This is a genomic window from Phaeobacter sp. JH20_29 (assembly GCF_048056175.1).
GTDB lineage: Bacteria > Pseudomonadota > Alphaproteobacteria > Rhodobacterales > Rhodobacteraceae > Phaeobacter > Phaeobacter bryozoorum.
On sequence record NZ_JAYMWO010000021.1, the window covers coordinates 61,329 to 82,078 of the forward strand.

25 protein-coding genes are annotated in these 20,750 nt (G+C 58.0%); 5 read left to right on the forward strand and 20 right to left on the reverse strand.

The features are described from left to right. Nucleotides 1-379: 379 nt before the first annotated feature. The 10 genes from VWZ85_RS19310 to VWZ85_RS19355 all read right to left on the reverse strand — a co-directional run bounded on the left by VWZ85_RS19310 (nt 380) and on the right by VWZ85_RS19355 (nt 9,242). Nucleotides 380-1,450, reverse strand: coding sequence for a sialidase family protein (locus tag VWZ85_RS19310; protein WP_096708181.1), 1,071 nt, complete (start codon nt 1,448-1,450; stop codon nt 380-382). A gap of 154 nt (nt 1,451-1,604) precedes the next feature. Further along, a complete protein-coding gene (locus VWZ85_RS19315) occupies nt 1,605-2,057 on the reverse strand; it encodes a c-type cytochrome (RefSeq protein ID WP_027238598.1) in 453 nt (150 codons plus the stop codon). 76 nt (nt 2,058-2,133) lie between these two features. Next, nucleotides 2,134-2,592: a c-type cytochrome gene (locus tag VWZ85_RS19320; RefSeq protein WP_036783961.1), complete on the reverse strand. Its 459-nt coding sequence runs from the start codon at nt 2,590-2,592 to the stop codon at nt 2,134-2,136. Further along, nucleotides 2,589-3,893: an ABC transporter transmembrane domain-containing protein gene (locus VWZ85_RS19325; RefSeq protein ID WP_027238596.1), complete on the reverse strand. Its 1,305-nt coding sequence runs from the start codon at nt 3,891-3,893 to the stop codon at nt 2,589-2,591. The genes VWZ85_RS19320 and VWZ85_RS19325 overlap by 4 nt, the downstream gene beginning before the upstream one ends. A 9-nt stretch (nt 3,894-3,902) precedes the next feature. Continuing rightward, the gene (locus VWZ85_RS19330; RefSeq protein WP_027238595.1) at nt 3,903-4,436 is read right to left on the reverse strand and encodes a cupredoxin domain-containing protein; all 534 of its coding nucleotides are present in this window, start codon (nt 4,434-4,436) and stop codon (nt 3,903-3,905) included. Nucleotides 4,437-4,545: 109 nt separating this feature from the next. Further along, a complete protein-coding gene (locus tag VWZ85_RS19335; protein ID WP_027238594.1) occupies nt 4,546-5,262 on the reverse strand; it encodes a copper-binding protein in 717 nt (238 codons plus the stop codon). Between the two features lie 46 nt (nt 5,263-5,308). Further along, the gene (locus VWZ85_RS19340) at nt 5,309-6,667 is read right to left on the reverse strand and encodes a multicopper oxidase family protein (protein ID WP_111550018.1); all 1,359 of its coding nucleotides are present in this window, start codon (nt 6,665-6,667) and stop codon (nt 5,309-5,311) included. Nucleotides 6,668-6,678: 11 nt separating this feature from the next. Continuing rightward, nucleotides 6,679-8,142 (reverse strand): TolC family protein, encoded by a 1,464-nt coding sequence (locus VWZ85_RS19345; protein ID WP_416535752.1) that lies wholly within the window; start codon nt 8,140-8,142, stop codon nt 6,679-6,681. 294 nt (nt 8,143-8,436) lie between these two features. Then, on the reverse strand, nt 8,437-8,859 hold the full coding sequence (locus VWZ85_RS19350; protein WP_416535753.1) for a hypothetical protein: 423 nt from the start codon (nt 8,857-8,859) through the stop codon (nt 8,437-8,439). Between the two features lie 173 nt (nt 8,860-9,032). Next, nucleotides 9,033-9,242: a heavy-metal-associated domain-containing protein gene (locus tag VWZ85_RS19355; protein WP_093734254.1), complete on the reverse strand. Its 210-nt coding sequence runs from the start codon at nt 9,240-9,242 to the stop codon at nt 9,033-9,035. A 138-nt stretch (nt 9,243-9,380) separates the two neighbouring features. Here VWZ85_RS19355 and VWZ85_RS19360 point away from each other — a divergent pair, with 138 nt between their 5' ends. From VWZ85_RS19360 to VWZ85_RS19380, 5 genes are all read left to right on the forward strand, one after another. Then, nucleotides 9,381-11,888 (forward strand): heavy metal translocating P-type ATPase, encoded by a 2,508-nt coding sequence (locus VWZ85_RS19360; RefSeq protein WP_416535754.1) that lies wholly within the window; start codon nt 9,381-9,383, stop codon nt 11,886-11,888. A 19-nt stretch (nt 11,889-11,907) separates the two neighbouring features. Continuing rightward, nucleotides 11,908-12,327, forward strand: coding sequence for a Cu(I)-responsive transcriptional regulator (gene cueR, locus VWZ85_RS19365; protein WP_416535755.1), 420 nt, complete (start codon nt 11,908-11,910; stop codon nt 12,325-12,327). 107 nt (nt 12,328-12,434) lie between these two features. Further along, on the forward strand, nt 12,435-13,304 hold the full coding sequence (locus tag VWZ85_RS19370; RefSeq protein WP_416535756.1) for a DUF305 domain-containing protein: 870 nt from the start codon (nt 12,435-12,437) through the stop codon (nt 13,302-13,304). Nucleotides 13,305-13,326: 22 nt separating this feature from the next. Then, nucleotides 13,327-14,091 carry a MauE/DoxX family redox-associated membrane protein gene (locus tag VWZ85_RS19375; RefSeq protein WP_416535757.1) on the forward strand — a complete coding sequence of 255 codons (765 nt, stop codon included), beginning with the start codon at nt 13,327-13,329 and terminating at the stop codon, nt 14,089-14,091. Between the two features lie 87 nt (nt 14,092-14,178). Continuing rightward, nucleotides 14,179-15,288: a permease gene (locus tag VWZ85_RS19380; protein ID WP_416535758.1), complete on the forward strand. Its 1,110-nt coding sequence runs from the start codon at nt 14,179-14,181 to the stop codon at nt 15,286-15,288. Here the strand turns inward: VWZ85_RS19380 and VWZ85_RS19385 are convergent. From VWZ85_RS19385 to VWZ85_RS19430, 10 genes are all read right to left on the reverse strand, one after another. Beyond that, a complete protein-coding gene (locus VWZ85_RS19385; protein WP_416535759.1) occupies nt 15,285-16,025 on the reverse strand; it encodes a cytochrome c biogenesis CcdA family protein in 741 nt (246 codons plus the stop codon). The two genes, VWZ85_RS19380 and VWZ85_RS19385, sit on opposite strands and share 4 nt — an antisense overlap. Beyond that, nucleotides 16,022-16,513 (reverse strand): hypothetical protein, encoded by a 492-nt coding sequence (locus VWZ85_RS19390; RefSeq protein ID WP_416535760.1) that lies wholly within the window; start codon nt 16,511-16,513, stop codon nt 16,022-16,024. The genes VWZ85_RS19385 and VWZ85_RS19390 overlap by 4 nt, the downstream gene beginning before the upstream one ends. Next, complete coding sequence (locus VWZ85_RS19395) at nt 16,510-17,208, reverse strand: SCO family protein (RefSeq protein WP_416535761.1); 699 nt, start codon at nt 17,206-17,208, stop codon at nt 16,510-16,512. The genes VWZ85_RS19390 and VWZ85_RS19395 overlap by 4 nt, the downstream gene beginning before the upstream one ends. Then, nucleotides 17,205-17,504 (reverse strand): hypothetical protein, encoded by a 300-nt coding sequence (locus tag VWZ85_RS19400; RefSeq protein ID WP_416535762.1) that lies wholly within the window; start codon nt 17,502-17,504, stop codon nt 17,205-17,207. The genes VWZ85_RS19395 and VWZ85_RS19400 overlap by 4 nt, the downstream gene beginning before the upstream one ends. 82 nt (nt 17,505-17,586) lie before the next feature. Continuing rightward, complete coding sequence (locus VWZ85_RS19405) at nt 17,587-18,099, reverse strand: TlpA family protein disulfide reductase (protein ID WP_416535763.1); 513 nt, start codon at nt 18,097-18,099, stop codon at nt 17,587-17,589. Next, entirely contained in the window at nt 18,096-18,692 is a 597-nt protein-coding gene (locus VWZ85_RS19410) for a DsbE family thiol:disulfide interchange protein (RefSeq protein ID WP_416535764.1), read from the reverse strand. The genes VWZ85_RS19405 and VWZ85_RS19410 overlap by 4 nt, the downstream gene beginning before the upstream one ends. Continuing rightward, the gene (locus VWZ85_RS19415; RefSeq protein WP_416535765.1) at nt 18,689-19,114 is read right to left on the reverse strand and encodes a c-type cytochrome; all 426 of its coding nucleotides are present in this window, start codon (nt 19,112-19,114) and stop codon (nt 18,689-18,691) included. The genes VWZ85_RS19410 and VWZ85_RS19415 overlap by 4 nt, the downstream gene beginning before the upstream one ends. A 154-nt stretch (nt 19,115-19,268) precedes the next feature. After that, nucleotides 19,269-19,403 (reverse strand): hypothetical protein, encoded by a 135-nt coding sequence (locus VWZ85_RS19420; protein ID WP_416535766.1) that lies wholly within the window; start codon nt 19,401-19,403, stop codon nt 19,269-19,271. 66 nt (nt 19,404-19,469) lie between these two features. Then, nucleotides 19,470-19,925, reverse strand: a complete 456-nt coding sequence (locus VWZ85_RS19425) for a DUF411 domain-containing protein (protein ID WP_416535767.1) — start codon at nt 19,923-19,925, stop codon at nt 19,470-19,472. A 40-nt stretch (nt 19,926-19,965) separates the two neighbouring features. Beyond that, nucleotides 19,966-20,750, reverse strand: a 785-nt coding sequence (locus tag VWZ85_RS19430; RefSeq protein ID WP_416535768.1) for a multicopper oxidase family protein, incomplete at its 5' end; no start/stop codon positions are given.

The window sequence follows — 20,750 nt, forward strand, 5'->3', positions numbered from 1 at the left end:
ATCTGGCTAAATGTCACAAAGTCCAAACTCCACCTTCGCTGTCTCTTCGCAGCATGTTTTCGAAAACAGTAAGGCGCACAACAACTTGAAGCACCTACAACAATCACACCAGTCCCGTAAATAATGACGGGATCTTTATCCATGGTTTACCGACGATCTTGAAGCGATTCCTCGACGGTCCAATTGTTGCGCTCTTGATCTAAAGATTTCACGATTTCGAAGCTCTAGTGACCAGATTGTTTGGCTACGAGATCCTCGCGCAGCGATAAACCTCCAAGGCTAGAATAATCCGTTTGCGGGGTTCTAAGAGTAGGACGGAATATTGACTTTCACCGCCATGGAACAGCCTTGAACCGACTTGTCGCTTTGGTCCTGAAGATTACCTTGCGGGAGACGGTATCGCTACTTCGACACCAACCACGGTTGTCCCCGCCAAGTTGCCCTGTGCAGACCCGGTCCACGCAACGACAACGCCAGCTGCTGATCGCGTAATCCTTGGAAATCCTACCGACTCTCGCCCACGATTGATGTGGAGTGCTTGTGGCGAAGTACACCCGCTCTCCGGCGACACCTGACACACGACTATTGCTTCACCGCCATTCGCATACTCCAACCAAAGAGCAAGTGCTTTGCCGTCACCCATCTGCAAGACATCTACGCGACCTGCGGGTGTGCCGAGATCGAGTTGCAACGGGTCTTCAAAGGATGCGCCCCCATCCCTGGAAAACGCAATTCGAGCCTTTGCCTCGCCATTGGCACCGGTGAACCACACGACTACCGCGTACGTTCCCAACGCATCGATGGCAGGTCCGTTGACAGGGCATCCTGCGATTTCCCAGCCGTCGCCGTAGATTGTTTCGGGGTCGGTCCATTCTTCTTCGACCAACCTGACAACCGAAATATCGCGGATTTCTTCGGCTGTTCGGTCCCTGTAAACCGCTATGATGTTACCTGCTTCCTTGCGGACGGCCGATGTTTGACAGCACGTACAAGCGCGTGGGTCGAGCAGGCTTTCCGGTCCCATTGAACCGTCCGGCGCAATGCGACGTGCGCGGACCTGCATGGCATTCTCATAGCTGTCGTCTGCGGCTTGATTATCGTATGCACGACCATCTAGCCAAAGAGCTGTCAAACCAGCGCTATCATCAGGGATTAGCGACACGAAACCATGTTCACGCTTTGATCGGTCATCGTGGGGTATGATTGGCGTTGTCCAGTTCAAACCCTCATCGAAGGAGAAAGCGATCTTTACGTCGTATTGATAGCTGCCCGGCCCATTCAATTCCAACCAATGCGCTGCAAGCGTCCCATCGCTAAGCCCAACGACTGACGGAAAGTCGGCCCAGTTCACAAACAGTGTCTCAGATTGATGAATTGTACGCGCCTCCGTCCAATAGGTGCCATCGAACAGGGCCATCCGAACGGCGTTGTTACCTTCGGTCCAACTCATCACGATCCGACCATCGGGCAGTGTTGAAAGCGAGGGTTCACGTGCGTGATCCCCAACCGGTGCAACCAGTGGTCTGACTGGAAACAGAGGGGCATCTTCAGCCGCTACAAAGGGCGCACCGAGCATAAAAAGAGCCGTGCAAACGAATAAAAATCTAATCGGCCTCAACCTCCGGTCCAACCGAAACGAGATAAGCCCAGACTGCCTTGGCATCCGTTTCTTTCTTCAATTTGAATGACATGCCAGATTTCGCCTTGCTGTCGTTCAGAAAAGTCGCGAGGAACTTCTTCGGATCTGCAATATAGGCTACGAAATCGCTCTCGTTCCAGACCAAGCCATTCTCGCCCGCTTCACGAATAGAGTCCCGAAATTTATTCCCAAACATTTCTTCGGTCCCTGCTGTTCGGTTGTACACACCATAAAGATTTGGCCCAACCGCGCCACCCTTTCGGATAACGTCACCATCCGTCCTGACGATTGAGTGGCAGGCCTTGCACTTGTTAAATACCTTGTCTCCGGCCGATGCGTCGCCGGTTGCATGTCCATCGGCGAGAACACCTGTTCCGGACAATGCCAATGCTAGCGTTGCGATAAATTTAGGTTTCATTCGTTTCTCTCCCCGTTGATGACAGTTATTATCTACTGGATGGCTGTTATGCTTTTGCCTCAGGTCGACAGGTCACTCAGTTAATTCCGTTTTCCCTTTGAAGAGCCCGTATATATGCCACGATATTCAATACTTCTGCTCGTGTTACGCCCTCGACAGCTGGCATGTTGCCAAACTTCCAATGGTGCGCCCGAACACCATTCTGTGCTGCGAGGACAAACGCCATGTCACCGTGGTGGCCCGGCTCATAAATCTTGTGCACCAGCGGTGGAGCAACGCCGTCCTGACCCTGCCCATTGACGCCGTGGCAGGTCGCGCAGGCCGCACCATAGGCACGCTTGCCGATTTGCTCTTGCTCGGTGAAACTTGGGGGCAGCCTGACAGTTGCAAGCGCACCTGCGGGAAGTGCCATTCTTTCGTCCGTCTGAGTACTCGTCTGGGAGTGGGTCGGCTGCAGGATGTACCATCCTGCCGCAGAAACGGCGATCAGAGCAAAAAATATTGCTGCCCATTTCATGCTATCAAACTCCTTCATTGTGAAGCGAGGTCTCCATGCCCCTCGAAAGGCAAAGTCGTTTTTCTGAGCGGCGATTGCTCGAATTGGCTGACCTTTTCCAGCGTACTGTCATCAGCCTGGGCCACTTCGGACGAGTGGCCTGACCCGGCAAAAAAAGCCGTGATTTCGTGATACCGGATTCGGGTGTCTTCCAAGGTCTGATAGTAGCGGAAAAGTTCCTTCAGCGGTGCCGAGAAGTCCTTGTGCGCTGCCAGGACGGCCACCAGCGCGCCGAGTGTGATCCGCCCTTCGATGACGAAATATCCACCCAGAGAGTAGAACAGGAATGGCGTCAGCGCGGTCAGAAAATTGTTGAGGGCCTTGATGAAGAACTTCAGACGGAAAATCTTCCTGCGCACGTGCTCAAGCTCTCTAAAACTTGCGCTTACTGGCAGCAGCCCGGCCGGATTGACCTGCCGTTCGCGCAATTGATCGCTGAGCTGCCTGCCAAGCTGTCGGACCTCCTTGATCCTGGTGCGTGAAAGCGCGTTGACCCGCCGTTGCAGCTTGGGCAGCAGCACGAGCTGAATTGGCAGTACCGTCAGTGCGGCGGCACCCAAGACAGGGTCCTGAACGAACATGAAAAACAGGATCGTCAGAAGCGTACCGCCTTGCAGGATTGGCAGCGTAAGGACATCTGCCGCGAAGCCACCGATGGGCTCGACTTCCTGTGCGAGAATAGGGACGATCTCGCTTTGGTTTCCGGAGTCTGGATCGCTGCGCCATTGCCGATAGACCAGCAGGCGGAAGCGCCGCAGAAAACGCTCGGCGACATACCCTTTGAAGACGTTAAGGCTATATTTGTTTAGCCCATTCAGGATAATAGCCAAAAGGTAGAGACCGCAAAGAAGCATGAGGAAAACGACCTGGTCGACGTCTCGTCCCAAAACGGCAACTGGGAAACGGCCAGAATCCAGAGCGTTGTTTACGATCTGTTTTGGCAGTTCCAAAGTCAGATAGAGTATAGGCATCGCGATGAGGCTAACCACGATCATCAACGCTTGCTGCCTTCTTGAATAGCGCAAGACGGTGCTGAAAAGACTTCCTTCGAGCCCTCGTATGGGCTCTGGGTGGATCGCAGGCGTGCTGCGGTACTTCCAAAGCTTCAGAATGCCGCGAATAGCAAGATATGAGCCAACACTGATCAGCAGCGCGGGGGCCAAGACCAGTATGAGATGAATGAACGGATGAACCCAGTCCGGCGTGGCATCGCTGTAGTCGTACCCAAGGGCGGCAGCTACGTCGTGTACAAGCAGGTGATACCTATCCAAGAGTGACATTGAAAATGTCTAATCCTTGGACTTCGGCGCAAGGTGATCGTGCACGATGATGACGCCCCACATGCCCGCTTCCCGGTGGCCGGGAATCAAGCATACGAACTCCAGGTTGGTCATATCGGAGAAATCCCAGATCAACTCGGCATTTTGCCCACTAGGGATCGAAACCGAGTTGGCGCTGTCATGCTGCATATCGGGATGTTCGCGCATCCATTGCTGATGTTTTGCGACCTCGTCAAAGGAACCGAGAAAGAACTCGTGATCCAATGCGCCGGTATTTCTGATTGAAAACTGGACAACCGAGCCGCTTTCAATCTGGATCGCGTCCGGCTCGAAAAGCATGTAGCCGCTTTCCGTCTCCCGTATGGATATTTCAATCGTCCTGTCGATCGAGGAGCCATCACCGGGTTTCCCGATCGGATCATGGCCAGGCACTTCGAAGGCTCGCGCGTGAGGCTGCTGGCCCTTGCCACTGGAAGCGCCCACTGAAAAAGCCGGAAGGACAAGCGCAAGGGCGATGGTGCAGGTTCTCAGGAAATTCTTCATGCTCGGCTACCTCCGTAGCGCTTGATTTTATGGGATCTTCTTGCTTGCTTGGGCTAAGCGATCAAGGCGATGGGGCCGGAGTGTTTACCCCCGGCCCCATTGTTAGTAGTTACTTCATCTGCGTGACGGTCAGTTTACCCTTGACCCGGTCGGCAACGAACTCGATGTCCTGACCTTCCGCCATCTTGGCCACCATCGCCTCGTCGGCGCGGAACACCATGGTCATTGCCGGCATATCCAGGTTGACGAGAGGGCCGTGGATAATTGTGACCTTGCCGGCCTTTGCGTCGATTTTCTTGATGGTGCCGCTTGTGTATTCCACGTCAGCCTGAGCCATCTGGTCACCGACTGCGACCTCACGGTGCATTCCCGATTCGTAGTGGCCCGGGATCAGGCACGCTGCTTCGAATGTGCCAGAATTTGCGAAAGTCCAGACAACTTCGCCCGAGGCGCCCGCATCGAGACGGATACGGTTCGGATCGTCATGTTCCATGTCCATCTTGGCCATTTCGATCTTGTGCTCGGCATTACGCTCTACCGTGTCGAGGACGAATTCATGCTCCAGCTCACCCTTGTTGGTGATGTTGAAGCGGATGGTTTCGCCCTCCTTGATATCCATCGGCTCACTCTCGATCAGCATCTGGCCCTCATCGTTTTCGAGCAAAGTGACGTCGATTGTGCGGTCAACCTTGGCGGCGTCACCCGGCATGCCGACCATCATTGCGGCTGGCTTGGTCTCCCCATGTCCGCCGTCGTGTGTACCTGCAGCAAAGGCCGGTGCTGATAGCGCGATCGCGAAGCTTGTCGTCAAAAGAAGATTTCTCATTTTATTGTCCTGTAGGTTGGTTCGGTTGGAGATGACGAAGGGCCGCTCAGCCCTTCGAGGTTGGTTTCGGTGTGAGAATGGTTTTGGGGCTGTTGTTGGAGGCAAAGTCGGGTAATTCGCCAGTCCATTCGTAGGCCATCTCGCCCGGAGGGTTCTCGTACCAGCCGGGATCGGAGTAATCGTCCGCGTCGATGCCGTCCCGCACCTTCACGACCGAAAACATGCCGCCCATCTCGATGGGTCCGTACGGGCCCCAACCCGTCATCATCGGGATGGTATTGTCGGGTAGCGGCATTTCCATTTTTGCCATGTCGCCCATGCCGGACATGCCCATTGGCATGTATTCCGGCTGGAATTGACGGATCTTCTGGGTCAGCGGCTTCTTGTTCACCCCGATGAACGTCGGCACGTCATGGCCCATGGCGTTCATCGTATGGTGCGATTTGTGGCAATGGATCGCCCAATCTCCCAGATGATCGGCGACGAATTCGTAGGCGCGCATCGCACCTACGGGAATGTCGATGCTGACCTCCGGCCACTGTGCTTCAGGCGGCACCCAGCCGCCATCCGTGCAGGTGACCTTGAAGTCATAGCCGTGCATATGGATCGGGTGGTTCGTCATCGTAAGGTTCCCAACCCGTACTCGCACCCGGTCGCCCTTGTTCACGACCAGCGGATCGATGTCGGGGAAGATCCGGCTGTTCCAGGTCCAAAGGTTGAAATCCGTCATCGTCATGATGCGGGGTACATAGGTCCCCGGATCGATGTCGAAAGCATTCAGCATGATCAGGAAATCACGATCCACCGGCATGAATGTGGGATCCTTGGGGTGGACCACGAACATGCCCATCATCCCCATCGCCATCTGGGTCATTTCATCGCCGTGGGGGTGGTACATGAACGTTCCGGACTTCACCAAGTCGAATTCGTAGACGAAGGTTTTGCCCGGCGGGATGCTGGGATGGCTCAACCCGGAGACCCCATCCATGCCCGACGGAAGAATCAGCCCGTGCCAGTGTACCGTTGTGCCTTCCGGTAGCTTATTGGTGACGTAGATGCGCACCCGGTCGCCTTCGACTGCTTCGATCGTCGGGCCGGTGGATTGGCCGTTGTAGCCCCACAAATGCGCGATCATGCCGTCGGCAAGCTCGCGTTCTACCGGTTCGGCCACGAGGTGAAATTCCTTCACGCCGTTGTTCATCCGGTGTGGCAGGGTCCATCCGTTCAATGTGACCACAGGTGTGTAGTCCGGCCCGGAATTGGGACGCGCCGTGATCGCCGTTGCCGCACTGTCCATTTGCGCGGCTTCGGGCAATCCCATGTTCAAGGTTTGACCCCAGGCTTTCGAAGAGACCAGCGTTGCACCTGCCGCACCGGCTCCGAGTAATTGACGTCTGTTCAACATGTCAGTTCCTTTCAGTGTCCTGCGCCGCCACCGGCGGCAAGTGTTGCGCCTTCTCCACCGGCACCGGCACTGCCTGCACCACCGCCGTAAATGGCAGCGGTCAGGTCAGCTTGGGCCAAGTAGAATTCGCGTTTTGCATTTGCCGCTTCGAGAGACGCACTTAGCTTCTCACGCACGTCCTGAAGCAGTTCGAATGTGTTGGTGATCATACCGTTGTAAGACAGCAAACCTTGTTCCTCGACAGTGGTACGAAGTGGAACAAGAACATCTCGGTAATGTCGCGCAATCTGGTAGGATGCGTGATAGGCGGTTTCTGCTCCACGCGCTTCTGAGCGAACGTTGACCGCCTTTTCGGCCAACACGTTTGCAGATTGCAGATACATCAGCTCTGCTTTTCGCATGCGCGCCTGCCCAGTATCATAAATTGGAATTGCAAATTCCAATTCGAGTTGCGGTAAGGTTTCGGTTTCAGTGTTGCCGTCCTCGCGTTCCCGCTCAGCTTCAAACCCGGCAACAAGTTCAAGATCGCTCACAATCCGTGTCTTGTCCGTAAGGCCGAAAGCACGGGCTTGAGCCTCCAGTCCTAACTGAGCAACGCGCAGATCAACTCGATTTGCCAAAGCCTTGGCTTCGATGTTTGAGACACGGCCAATCGATCCCGGAAGCGGCGGCAAAGCATCAGGTACGAAATACTCAAGGTCTGATCCCCATAGCCCCATCAATCTCGTTAGGTTCTCCTTAGACCGGGCGGCGTTGAGGCGCGCCTGAGCCAATTGGCCGGCAAGCTCGGCATTAAAGGCTTGCTCCCGCGCTTGGCCCGCCTTGTTCAATGCCCCTGTCTCTCCCAATCGAAGGGCCAATTCAGAGCCAGCATCGGAGGTCGCCTTTGCTTGTCTGAGATAACTGACCGTCTCAAAAGCGGACACGGTATCAATCCAGGCGGCCCGCGTTTCAGCGGCCAGAGAAAGCGTATCGTTCACGGCTGTCAATTGGGCCTGCTGGAATGCGGCTTCTGCGATCGCCATACGCTGCTTTCGGGTCGTCGCATCCAGGATATTCGTTCGGATCAGACCTTCGATACTACGATACACTCCCAGCTCCGGAGCACCCAAGCCGAACAGTCCAATTGAAACTACTGGGTTCTCGGGCGTCGCCTGTTGCCATGCCTCAGCAGCAGACAATCCGACGTTTGCATAAGCCGCCTGTAAACCCTTGTTGTTGAGTAGAGCTACCTGAACCGCAGTTTCCGCGGAAATAGTTTTACGATAAACCATGCTCTTTACTTCACGAGTCAACGCTACGTTTTCCGCTTGGGTCTGAGCAAATGCGGTGCGTTTTCCGATCGCCGCAGCGGTTTGGCTCGACACGTTGGAAAACCCGGCTTTTTGCTCGGTATAGGCTCCGGGAACGGCTGTCGCGCAGGCGCCCAAGAGTAACGGAAACCCAACGATCACCGGGTATTTTGAAACGCGCATCAGTTGCCCTCCGTCTGTTCTTCGTTGACTGAGCGCCAATCACGTGGGCCGGTGGGGCCACGATAGGTGTAGCCGGCAAGCGGATCTTGATACCTGATTGGTGATGCGACCGCAGTATTTGTAACAGCCTGTTGGGCCGTCACGATGGGCAGTGGCGTAGGCTCGTAAGCACATGCGCCAAGTGCGAGGGCCGAAGCCCCCATAAGTAGATGAGTTTTCATGAAAGTAACCTGATTGGTGAACGTTGTCTCACGCAGAATCTGCGCAAGGCTCACACCCGATTTGGGCGCCGGTTCAGATCAGGAATCGAGGGGGCCGCAGGAACCCTGCTGTTTCTACCGAATACGTTTGACCGTCCAGAATGACATATTCACTTGTACCAACCGGCTCTGCTTTGATCTTGGTGTCTTCGAGGAAGACGACAGAAATACAGATACCGTTGCAACACTCTTGGGATTGTTGCTCTTTGCCATCTTTGTCGGACGCTGCGATGTCGATGTCGCTTGCGACCCTAAGCTTCTCATGCGCGTGATGCGCATCGCTTCCGGTGTCATGAGTCATGGCGGAACCAACGACAACAATAGACTTGGCTTGATGTCCGTCATGCATGCCGGATGCCGCGTGAGCGGCAGAAGGTGGTGACAATACCAATGCCAGCGCAAACGCAATGCACGTAAACGCCCTTGACCAGCTTGATATGAAAACTCGAAAGCTCATGCCGCGAACATCGGATACCGACGCAGTACAGTCAATCCGTCCTGCGCAGGAAGGTTTGTCGCTTTTTTTTGAAACAGGCGAGTTTTGGCCGCTGCTGTCAGAGAGTGTTGCATATCAGCGACATAGAGAGAGCCACTATCTCCGTCCAGCGGAGCGTTGCTGACGCATCTTGGCTACTGAACCTCTGCCAGCTTCTCAGACCTGTAGCCCGCATCGCTGATCGCTGCGGCCAATGCAGTTTCATCCAGAGTGCTGTCGACGTCGACGATACGTGCAGTCAGATCGCACGAAACCGTTGCATCTGGGTCGGCCGCCATAATGGCCTTTTGGATGGAAGCGGTACAATGGCCGCAACTCATGTTCGGTACGCTGAATCTGAACATCGCAATCTCCTTTGACGACATGCAGGTAAGGCGTTCTGGCGCGGGAAGGTCAATGGCCAGAATTTTATTCTACATGCCTGTTGACCTTCCAGTAACTGGAGGCCCTATCTGTAGGAGGATCAGAACAAGGAGATTCTCATGTCGGATCCACGCACCCTTCGGCTTTCCCTGCAAAACATGTCCTGCGCTTCCTGCGTCGGCCGCGTGGAACGTGGCCTCACGCGTCTGCCGGGGGTCAGCGATGTCCGTGTAAATCTCGCCAACGAGACCGCTCAGGCGCAGATCGACGCACCGGAGCGCATCGCCGAAATCGCCACGACCCTTCAGGAGATCGGCTATCCGGCCCGGAGCCGGAGCGTACGTCTGAACATTTCATCCATGTCCTGTGCCTCGTGCGTCGGTCGGGTGGACAAGGCACTGGCAGTGCTGCCGGGTGTGCTGGACGTGAACGTCAACCTGGCATCGGAAACCGCTACGGTCACCTATCTGGAGGGCGCGGTCGCGGTTGTCGACCTCATCAAGGCGGCCAGCGACGCAGGTTACCCCGCCACGCAGGCCGAAGACAGTTCATCGGAAGACGCAGGAGCGCGCAAGAACGAAGAGGCGCGGGATCTGGCACGACGGACTGTCGTGGCAGCGACCCTCGCCCTGCCGGTGTTTCTACTTGAGATGGGCGCACATCTGATCCCCGGCATGCACGGTCTGATCGGTGACACCATCGGCCACTGGACCAGCTGGATGATCCAGTTCGTGTTGACCACGGCAGTCCTGCTCTGGCCAGGACGTACTTTTTACACACGCGGTTTCCCGGCACTGTTGAAAGGCGCGCCGGACATGAACAGCCTTGTCGCGGTTGGCACTTCGGCGGCCTACATCTATTCACTTGTGGCGCTTTTCGCACCGACGCTGCTGCCTGCGGGATCGCGCGCGGTCTATTTCGAGGCGGCGGCGGTCATCGTGGTGCTCATCCTTCTGGGCCGCTGGCTGGAGGCCCGCGCGAAGGGCCGGACCGGGGCTGCGATCCAGAAGTTGTTGGGCCTTCAGGCAAAGACGGCCCGTGTGCTGGTTGACGGGGAGCCGCAGGATGTGGCCATCGACCGCATCGTCGCGGGCGATATTCTGATCGTGCGCCCCGGCGAGCGGATTGCAGTGGATGGTGAGCTGACCGAGGGCAGTGCCCGTGTGGACGAGAGCATGATCACCGGCGAACCGGTACCGGTGGCCAAATCCATGGGCGATCCCGTCACCGGCGGCACCGTCAACGGCAGCGGTGCCTTCCACTTCCGCGCGACGCGTGTGGGCGCCGACACGACGCTGGCCCAGATCATCCGGATGGTCGAAGAGGCACAGGGCGCCAAGCTGCCGATTCAAGGGCTGGTGGACCGGATCACGCTCTGGTTCGTGCCCGCTGTCATGGCATTGGCGCTTTTGACGGTGATTGTCTGGCTGTTGGTCGGTCCTTCGCCCGCGCTGTCCTTTGCATTGGTGGCCGGCGTATCCGTGCTGATCATCGCCTGCCCCTGCGCGATGGGTCTTGCCACGCCGACGTCGATCATGGTCGGCACGGGACGTGCCGCCGAGATGGGCGTGCTCTTTCGCAAGGGCGACGCGTTGCAACAGCTATCCAGCGTGGATGTGGTGGCGCTGGACAAGACCGGAACGGTTACCCAGGGCCGCCCGGAACTGACCGATCTCGTGCTTGCTGACGGTTTTGACCGCGCCGAGGTGCTGGCATTGGTCGCCGCTGTTGAGGCGCAATCGGAACACCCCATCGCCGAGGCAATCGTGCGCGCGGCAAAGGTCGAAGGCGTCGCGCGGCACGACGTCATGGATTTTGAATCCATTACCGGCCACGGCGTGCGAGCAAAAGTGGCGGGCCGCGAGGTGCTTGTCGGGGCCGACCGCCTGATGATCCGCGAGGGGCGGACAATCGGCGATCTGGCCGACGAGGAGCGCCGGCTGGCCGAACAGGGCCGCACCGCACTTTTCGCGGCTATTGACGGTCGTGTCGCCGCCGTCATCGCTGTAGCCGATCCGGTGAAGCCGTCCAGCGCCGCTGCAATCCGCGCCTTGCACGCACAGGGACTGAAGGTTGCCATGATCACCGGTGACAAGCGTGAAACGGCAGAGGCTATCGCCCGCGAAACCGGCATCGACCATGTGATCGCTGGCGTTCTGCCCGACGGCAAGGTGGCGGCGCTGGACGATCTGCGGGGCGCGGGCCAGCGCATCGCGTTCGTTGGCGACGGGATCAACGACGCACCCGCGCTTGCACATTCGGACGTGGGTATCGCCATTGGCACCGGCACCGACGTGGCCATCGAATCCGCCGATGTGGTGCTGATGTCCGGCGATCTGCGCGGCGTCGTGAACGCCCTGGAGGTGTCTCGGAGCACCATGCGCAACATCCGCCAGAACCTGTTCTGGGCATTTGGATACAACGTCGCCCTGATCCCGGTTGCGGCCGGCGTACTTTATCCGGTGTCAGGGCTTTTGCTCTCGCCGGTTCTGGCTGCGGGTGCGATGGCACTCAGCTCTGTCTTCGTGCTGACGAATGCGCTGCGGCTGCGCCGCGTGCGCCCGGCGATGGACGAAACGGCGCGCCCCGTCTCCGCAGCCTCGGCATCCGCAATTCCAGCTGAATGAACTTTAGGAGGAAACGATCATGAACATCGGAGATGTGGCCGACCTTTCCGGCCTTCCCGCCAAAACGATCCGCTACTACGAAGACATCGGTCTTGTCGAACCGCTGCGCAGTTCAAATGGCTATCGCAGCTTCCGGCAGAGCGACGCGCACAAGCTGGCCTTTCTCGGCCGCGCCCGCGCCCTTGGATTCACCATCGAGGATTGCCGGAGCCTGCTCAAGCTTTATGCCGACACCGACCGCGCCAGCGCCGAGGTAAAGCAGATCGCCGAAGAGCACCTTGACCGGATTGACTGCAAGATCGCGGAACTGACCGAAATGCGCGCCACTCTGTCGCATCTTGTAGATGCTTGCGCGGGCGATCACCGTCCCGATTGCCCGATCCTGGCCGATCTGGCGATGGAACATAAGGCGGGCAGTATCAGCAAGGCGTCCGGGTAGCTTTGACGTTCCCAAAAGCCGGACCCTCACGGAAGCGGTGGAACATTCCAGCGCGGTAAAGTTGTTCCTCCCGTAGGTCATCAATTTTTCGAGACTGGAGGTCGCCAATGTCATACCTACGCTTTTTCGCAATGATCGCCACATCCACGGTGGTGATGTTCATCCTGATGTATCTCAACACCTATCTGCTGAGCCATATCTTCTGGTCCGAAACACGCGCGTATATGGCCGTGCTGATGGGGGCCACAATGGCGATCATCATGCTGGGCTTCATGCTGTCGATGTACTCCAACAAGGCGATCAACGCTGCCATCTTTGTTGGCGGCGCCGTGGTGTTTGCCGGATCCCTCTGGCTGGTCCGGAGCCAGGTGACGGTCGGTGATACCAGCTACATGAGGGCAATGATCCCGCACCATTCGATCGCGATCATGACGTCGAGCCGCGCCAACATTTCTGACCCGCGGGTGCGCAAACTGGCCGACGAGATCATCTTTGCCCAGGACAAGGAAATCGCCGAGATGCGGTATCTGGTGAATGACATCGACGCGAATGGTGACGCGGCTGATGAGAGCCCGGATGGTCCGGCCCGCATCGTCGATCTGAACGAGGCACTCTCATCCGCTGAAATCGCCATCCTCGATCTGGAATTCCTGACCGGCGATGAGATCGCGCAGCTTTTCCCGGACGGGGCCATCTGCACCTTCAGGTATACCACGACCAGCAAACCTGTGCTTGCCGCAGGACAGATCGACGGCACCCCGGCAGCGCTGGCCAAGATCAGCGGCGATCTGGTGCGTCTTGGTTCAACCGGCGGAACCGACACCCTGAGCGCCGAAGGAATGTCTGTGGCCCTCAGTGCCCCGGACGGGGCTGCGGCGCTGGTAAACAGCGGTGAAATGCAGGACGCCAACCTCGTTCTCGAGCTCGATGCCGGCCTGCGGGCAGGCTATCGCGGCTTCTATGGCTGCGACGCCTGAACCCTGAAACGGAGGATATGACATGCCAAAAGACACAACCCAGACAGCCAGGCTTTACCGGATGGTGATGCCCGACCACCTCTGTCCCTATGGACTCAAATCCAAGGACCTGCTGGAGCGCGAGGGTTTCAAGGTCGAGGATCACCCGTTGACCACGCGTGAGGAAACCGACGCTTTCATGGAAAAGCACGGCGTCGAAACCACCCCGCAAACCTGGATCGGGGACGAGCGGATCGGCGGATATGACGACCTTCGGGTCCATTTCGGCATCGATGCGCCCGAAGACGAACGCTCGGACACGTCCTATCAGCCGGTGATTGCGATCTTTGCCGTGGCGTTCCTGATGGCGCTCGGTTTGTCATGGTACAGCTTCGAGACCATTTTCACCCTGCGCGGGCTGGAATGGTTCATTTCCATCTCGATGTGCTTTCTGGCCGTACAAAAACTTCAGGATGTCGAAAGCTTTTCGACCATGTTCCTGAACTACGACCTGCTGGCGCGTCGGTGGGTGCGTTATGGCAAGATCTATCCGTTCGGAGAGGCTTTCGCAGGTATCCTCATGGTCGCCGGGGCGCTGACCTGGCTTTCGGCACCGGTGGCCTTGTTCATCGGCACTGTCGGCGCGGTATCGGTTTTCAAGGCGGTCTATATCGACAAGCGTGAATTGAAATGCGCCTGTGTCGGTGGTGACAGCAATGTTCCGCTTGGCTTTGTCTCGCTCACGGAAAATCTGATGATGATGGTCATGGGGATTTGGATGCCGATCAGAGTCTATCTGATCGGCTGAAAGGCGGATGCCGTTTTCACATCCCTCAGACTCGTTCTCCCGGCAGGTGCGCAGATCAGGCATCACTGCAAAAAAAGGTCAAGCTGAATGGACCAGATAGTCGAAGCATTCACGACCGGGGCGGGCATGCTCTGGAAGGCGCTCTGGGCGCTGATCTTCGGGTATATCATCTCCGCAGGCATCCAGATTTTCGTGACACGGGATCAGATGGCGCGTGTTCTGGGCGATCGCGGTGCCAGGAAGGCAGGCATTGCCAGCTTCTTTGGTTTCGTGTCGTCGTCCTGTTCCTTCGCGGCCCTTGCCGCGTCGCGTTCGATCCTCGTGAAGGGTGCTCATCCGGTCAATTCCATCGCCTTCCTGATTTCATCGACAAATCTGGTGATCGAGCTTGGAATCGTCCTTCTGGTCCTGCTGGGCTGGAAATTCATGGTGGCGAATTTCATGCTTGGCATCCTGATGACGATCTACGCCTATGCCCTTACCCTGATATGGTTTCCAAGATCGCTTGTCGAAAGCGCAAAAGAGCACGCGGAGAAGGCCCAGTCCGACGAAGGTATGGACAGGGACCAGACCATGAAGGGATCGTTCCGCGACAAGCTGCTGTCCCGCGAAGGATGGAATCGGATCGCCCGCGCTTTCTTCATGGAATGGCAGATGGTCTGGAAGGAGATCCTGTTCGGCTTCACGGTCGCGGGTTTCATTTCCGTCTTTGTGCCACAGAGCTTCTGGAACGCGATCTTCCTGGTCGGAGATGGCGGTGCGCAGGGCGCGCCGGGCTTCCTGATCATTCTTGAAAACGCGCTGGTGGCACCGGTCGTGGCCTTCTTCACCTTCATCGGGTCGATGGGCAATGTCCCCCTGGCTGCGATGCTCTGGTCGCGTGACGCGTCGTTCGGAGGTGTGATCGCCTTTCTCGGCGCCGATCTTGTTGCTGCCACGGTGATCTGGGTGCACGCAAAGTATTACGGCTGGCAGTATGCGCTCTATCTTTCAGGCTTGCTGTACCTGTGCATGGTCGCTGCGGGAATTACGGTGCATTACCTGTTCGCTCTCGTCGGGATGATCCCGACCGAGCGGCCTTCGCTTCAGGAGATGGTCCGGTTCAGCATCGACTACACGTTCTTCCTAAACCTGATATTTCTCGTCATTGGGGCAATACTGATCTGGCTTCACCTCAGAAATGCCAAGGAGAATTAACCGATTGAGGCCAGGAATGGGAAGGTTCCCAAGAGCCAGTAGGCAAACCGGGACAATTGGCCGGTCATGATGGCAACGCCCATGATGATCATGGCGACGCCTGCACCCTTGTAGAGCCAGCGACCGGCCTTGCCGATCTGTCTGACCCGCGCGGCGATGGCGTCGGTGAACAGCGCGGCCAGCAGAAACGGCACGCCCAGCCCAGCGGAATAAATCGACAGTAGCCAGATTCCGTCCGACATGCCGCCGGAGGTCGAACTGAGTGTCAGGATCGCGCCAAGGATCGGCCCGATGCAGGGCGTCCATCCAAAGGCGAAGGCCAAGCCCAGGACGTAGGCTCCAAGCGGGCGCCCCCCCGGAATGTCGAGTGTGAAGCGGGTGTCACGCGAGAACGCTTCCAAACGGAAGGCACCCAGCATGACCAGTCCGAATAGGATGATGATCGCCCCGCCCAGATAGTTGAGTTCAGTGCGCCAGGTCAGAAGCAGCGACCCGAGCGCGCTGGCCCCGGCCCCCAACGCGACAAAGACCGTGGAAAATCCCAAAACGAAGCAGGCGCTCAGCCCAAGTGCCCCGGCGCGGGCCCGCAGGCCGACCGATCGCGTCGTGCGCAAATCCGGCTGGCCCGCAATATAGGAGACATAGCCCGGCACCAGCGGCAGGACGCAGGGCGACAGGAACGAAATGGCCCCCGCCAGAAACGCCGCGACGATGCCGATGCCGGAAATATCCATCATGCGTTTCCATGTCCGCTGAAGGGTCGCGCCGCCCACCAGAACGCGACCAGCGGGATCACGATCCATTGCAGCACGGGCGACAGCCCCGCATCGAGGACCGGAATGATCGGCATCAGGTCCGAATAGGCCCAAGCCGCGCGGATCACGATGTTGAGCCATTCGCTGAACAGCGTATATCCCAACCCGAACACCACCGTCAGGACGGTTACCGAGCGTCGCGTCGAAGCGACAATGGGCCAGCCTCGGCCCGTCAGCATCAAGGCGAGCACCAGCGCGCTCATGGCAATCAGGATGTCGCCACCCGTGCAATGAACCGCGGCGAAGACGATCTCACCCCAGGTGCCCTCGTTCCAGATCGTGTAGAGCGGCATGTGGGCGAATTCCCAGATCAGATTGGCTGGGATGATCACTGAAAAATACCGACGCAGCGCTGTCAGGGAAATTCTATCCGCCGAAGATGGCATGACGCCAATCGCGATATCACTCATTGAAAAGCCCCTGTCAGGCGGTCCCACCAACCGCGTTCCCGGCGTCGGTGCTGGGCATTGTTGATCAACTCGCTGACATAGAGGATCAGGTTCACATTCTTGAATTCCATGCCATGGAACTTTGCGGCGAACCGCCCCCCGATATCCACGACATGGGTGACCGCACCGTGCATCATCATGTCGCTGTCGGCGGTCATCGTGAATTCCAGCCCATAGTCCCGCGCCAGAAGGCGCGTCGCGTCGTCAGCCTGATCAGGCCGTTTGGTCAGAATGACCCAGTTGGTCGGATCGAAACCTTGCCGGTCTCCGTACCCGCGCAGAACGTCCGGCGTGTCATTCACCGGATCGGTCGTGATCGAGGTGAACTGGACCAGATCCTTCATCGGCCCGTCGTTGATCGAAGCCTGAACCGCCGCGATCTTTTCCGCGTGGAGCGGGCAGATATCCGGGCAGTTGACGTAGATGAAATGCAGGATGATAACCTTGTCGCTGAAATCGGACAGGCGTACGGGATTGCCCTCCGCATCCTGCAACTCGAAATCGGGAGCCTGCGCTGCATCGATGGCCTGAAAGTACGGCTCCATCTCGAACATGCGCGCATCCAAGTTTTCACCGGGATGATCGGCGAAGGCCGGAGAGGAGATCGTGGCCGCAAGTGTCGCCAAGGCAGCGCGCCGTGTTAGAAACCTGCTCAACTTTCTCGCCCTTCGGGTTGATCGGGCTTGCCACTACCCGCATCGCTGCATTTCCCCCCGGACCCGCCCTTCATGCACAGACCAAGGCCGCACATCACGACACAGGGTGCCAGCGAGACCAGGACAGGCGCGAGACCGATCGCGGTGAGCCATCCCCAGTTCAGGGCCATGCCGCCGCCCATCACGGTTGCCGCACCGACGAATAGCAATCGTCTGCGCGTAAGCCACCGCGGCCGGTTGCCAGCGCTTTCAATGTCGGCGGCACCCGCAATGTTGGAAGGTGATATGTCGGTCATCCGGAAAATCCTTTCGATGTTTGAAAACCAGCCATTCCAGTAACCGGATGGTCAAGGGCGGGCGCTATTCTTTTGGCGGCACTCATTCGATAAAATTCCGCAAGAATGACACCATCTCGGGATCATCCCAATCGGCAGGGCCGACCAGCCGTCCCAGCTCCTGCCCCTGCGCGTCGATCAGGATCGTTGTCGGCAGGCCGACGGTGCGCAGCGCGGTCATCGACAGCATGGTCTCGTCGACATACATCGCGAGGTTGGTGATACCGATCTGGTCGTAGAAACGCCGCACGACGGGCGACCCCGCCCTGTCAATGGACAGGGCGACAACTTCGAAGCGGTCGCTGCCAAGTTCCGCCTGAAGTGCATCCAGTGTCGGCATTTCCTCACGGCACGGCACGCACCAGGTTGCCCAGACGTTCAGGAGGATCACCTTGCCGCGAAAATCCTCCATGTCCCCACGGCTGCCGTCCTCGGTCTCGTAGCGCAGATTGATCACCGGCTGCGGCGTGTCGTGCAGTGCGAAGCCTTGCGGCCCGGCAAACGCCGTGCCGACGGACAATGCCCAGACGAGCAGCGCCGTTTTGAGATATTTCATGGCGTTGGCTCCTTGAAAGATTGGTTTTTCAGATCCCGGACGATCGGCAACAGGGTTTCGCGCAAGATTGCCCGAGTGATCGGTCCGACATGGCGGTAGGCGATGGTGCCGTTGGACGTGATGACATAGGTTTCGGGCACGCCGTAAACGCCCCACTCGATGCCCGCACGTCCGTCGATGTCGGCCCCGATGCGCGCGTAGGGATCGCCCAGTTCGTCAAGCCAGGCGCGCGCTTGATCGGGCGGGTCCTTGTAGTTGATCCCGTAGAGCGGCACTTCGCCTGTGGCACTCAATTCCATGAACAGCGGATGTTCGGCACGGCAGGGCACACACCATGATGCGAAGACATTCACCAGCGAGACATGGCCGATCAGGTCCTGCGTCGAAAGACCTTCCTTGCGACCGAGAACCGGGGGAAGCACAAATTCCGGCACAGATTTGCCGAGAAGCGCCGATGGCAGGTCGTCAGCACCCCTGAAAAGCCCCCAGCCGAACAGAACCATGAGGGCCAAAGCCACCACGGGCACCAGCACAAAGCCCAGATTTCTCCGGCGGGGCGCGGGAACAATCTTGTTGTCGCGAGTGCTGGTCATGGCTGTGCTTGCTGGTCCTCGCGGGTCCGCTCACTCTGAAAGGCACGCTCTTTGTCGGGCCAGGTGCTCTTGATGTAGTCGATGATCGACGTGATCTCGTCGTCTGTCAGCACGCCCTCATACCCGGGCATGTCGCTTTCGTAACCGGTCCCGACAATCGCCGCTGGTCCGCGTTTCACGATGTCGAACAATACGCGATCCGGATGGTGCCAGGTATGGCCAGAGGCGTCATGCGGCGGGGCAGGCACCCTGCCGTTCGGCAATCGGGTGCGCCAATCAGGCTGCCCCTCCAGGTTTGCACCGTGGCAACTGGCGCAATTCTCCTGATAAAGGCGTTCGCCCGCGAGCAGGTCGACCTGCGCCGAAACGGGCAAGACCGTTGCAGCCAGCAAGAGTGCGGCGAGCCTAATGGTGTTTTTCATGTCGCTTGTGCCTTCTTCTTGCGATCCACATACAAAGGATGAAGAGTGCCACGAGCGATGCCACGAAAAGCAGGACGCAAATCGCCCAGACCAATCCCATCGACAACAAACTGTCGCCACTGTTGGCGCCCTCATTCCGCATCCCGGCGCATTTCTATTTCCCGTTGTCCGAGCGGATGTATTTGACCAGGGCGATCGCCGCGAGCACCAGCACCGCCACGATCAGCAACCAAACGAGTCCCATCGCGATCATCATGCCGCCACCCATCATTCCACCGTCCGTCATCATGCAGTTCATCCTTTAATTTCCCTTCAAGCCGGTCTGGCACGGGATCGCACCAGACCGCGCAATTGATCATTCGACCGCATAGACGGTCGGGTTCACACCTTCTTCGATGGTGTAGATCTTGAACGGTTCCTGCTTCTCGCCGCCCATACCCGGGGATCCCAACGGCATGCCAGGAAGTGTCAGGCCGGCAATGTCCGGGCGCTCATCAAGCAACTTGTTGACGACATTGATCGGCACATGACCGCTGACGACGTAGTCTCCCAGAAAGGTCGTATGGCAGCCCTGGAAATCGTCCAGGATACCTGCATCACGGCTGATCTGAGCCAGATCGTGAGTCGGCTTTACCTCGACCGTGAAGCCGTTCTCGCGGAGGTAGTCGGCATAGCTCTCGCAGCATCCGCATTGCGGGTTCTTGTAGAGCGTGGCCTCTTGCGCTGCGGCAGGCGCGGCATTCAGGCTCATTGCAAGGACAGCGGCAGCACCTGCGGTGCCAAGACTGGCAAGTCCAATTAGTTTCTTCATCGGTTCTTTCCTTTCGTGGTGATCGTTACGTGAAATTGTTTCAGGTTTTGGTCGTGCCAGGATCGACACGTATGATGCCCATCATGCCGGCCGCCTGGTGTTCCAGGATGTGACAATGGAACATCCAGTCTCCCGGATTGTCCGCCACGAAGGCGATCTCGACCCGTTCCTCCGGTGCCATCAGGACGGTGTCCTGCCATTCGCGATGCCGTGTCGGTTGCCCGTTCCGTGTGATCACACGGAACGAATGTCCATGAAGATGCATCGGGTGATGCCACGCGGTGCGATTGTCCATCTGGAGCACATGCGACGTGCCCTGCGGCAGGACCAGCAATGGATCCATCATATGCCCCGTTGCTGCTTCGCCGTTGATGAACCACATGTTGCCTTCGCGCATCTGCTCCATCATCGACCCCATGCCGCCGCCCATCATCATCTGCCCCATCATGCCGCCATTGAAGACAATCCGATGCCGTTTGGCCGCTTGCATATCGGGTTCGGCCAGCGGGTTGGGTGGCAGCGCCATCGACCAGTCCGGGACCGCGTCCCGTAACCGATCCGGCTCGTAGGCGAGATCGACCAGACGGTATTCCAGATCCCTGTAGAAGACATCGGTCACGGTCACGCTATCTCCGGGCTTGCCGGTCATATCAATCACCAGATCGACACGCATGGCCGGGCCGACCAGCACGACGTCACCGTCTGGTGCATGAGGTGCCACGGGTTGACCGTCCAGAGCGACCACGACCGGCGCAAGCCCCCCGAAATCCAGCCCGAATATCCGGGCATTGGCTGCGTTGACCAACCTCAGGCGGATGCGTTCCC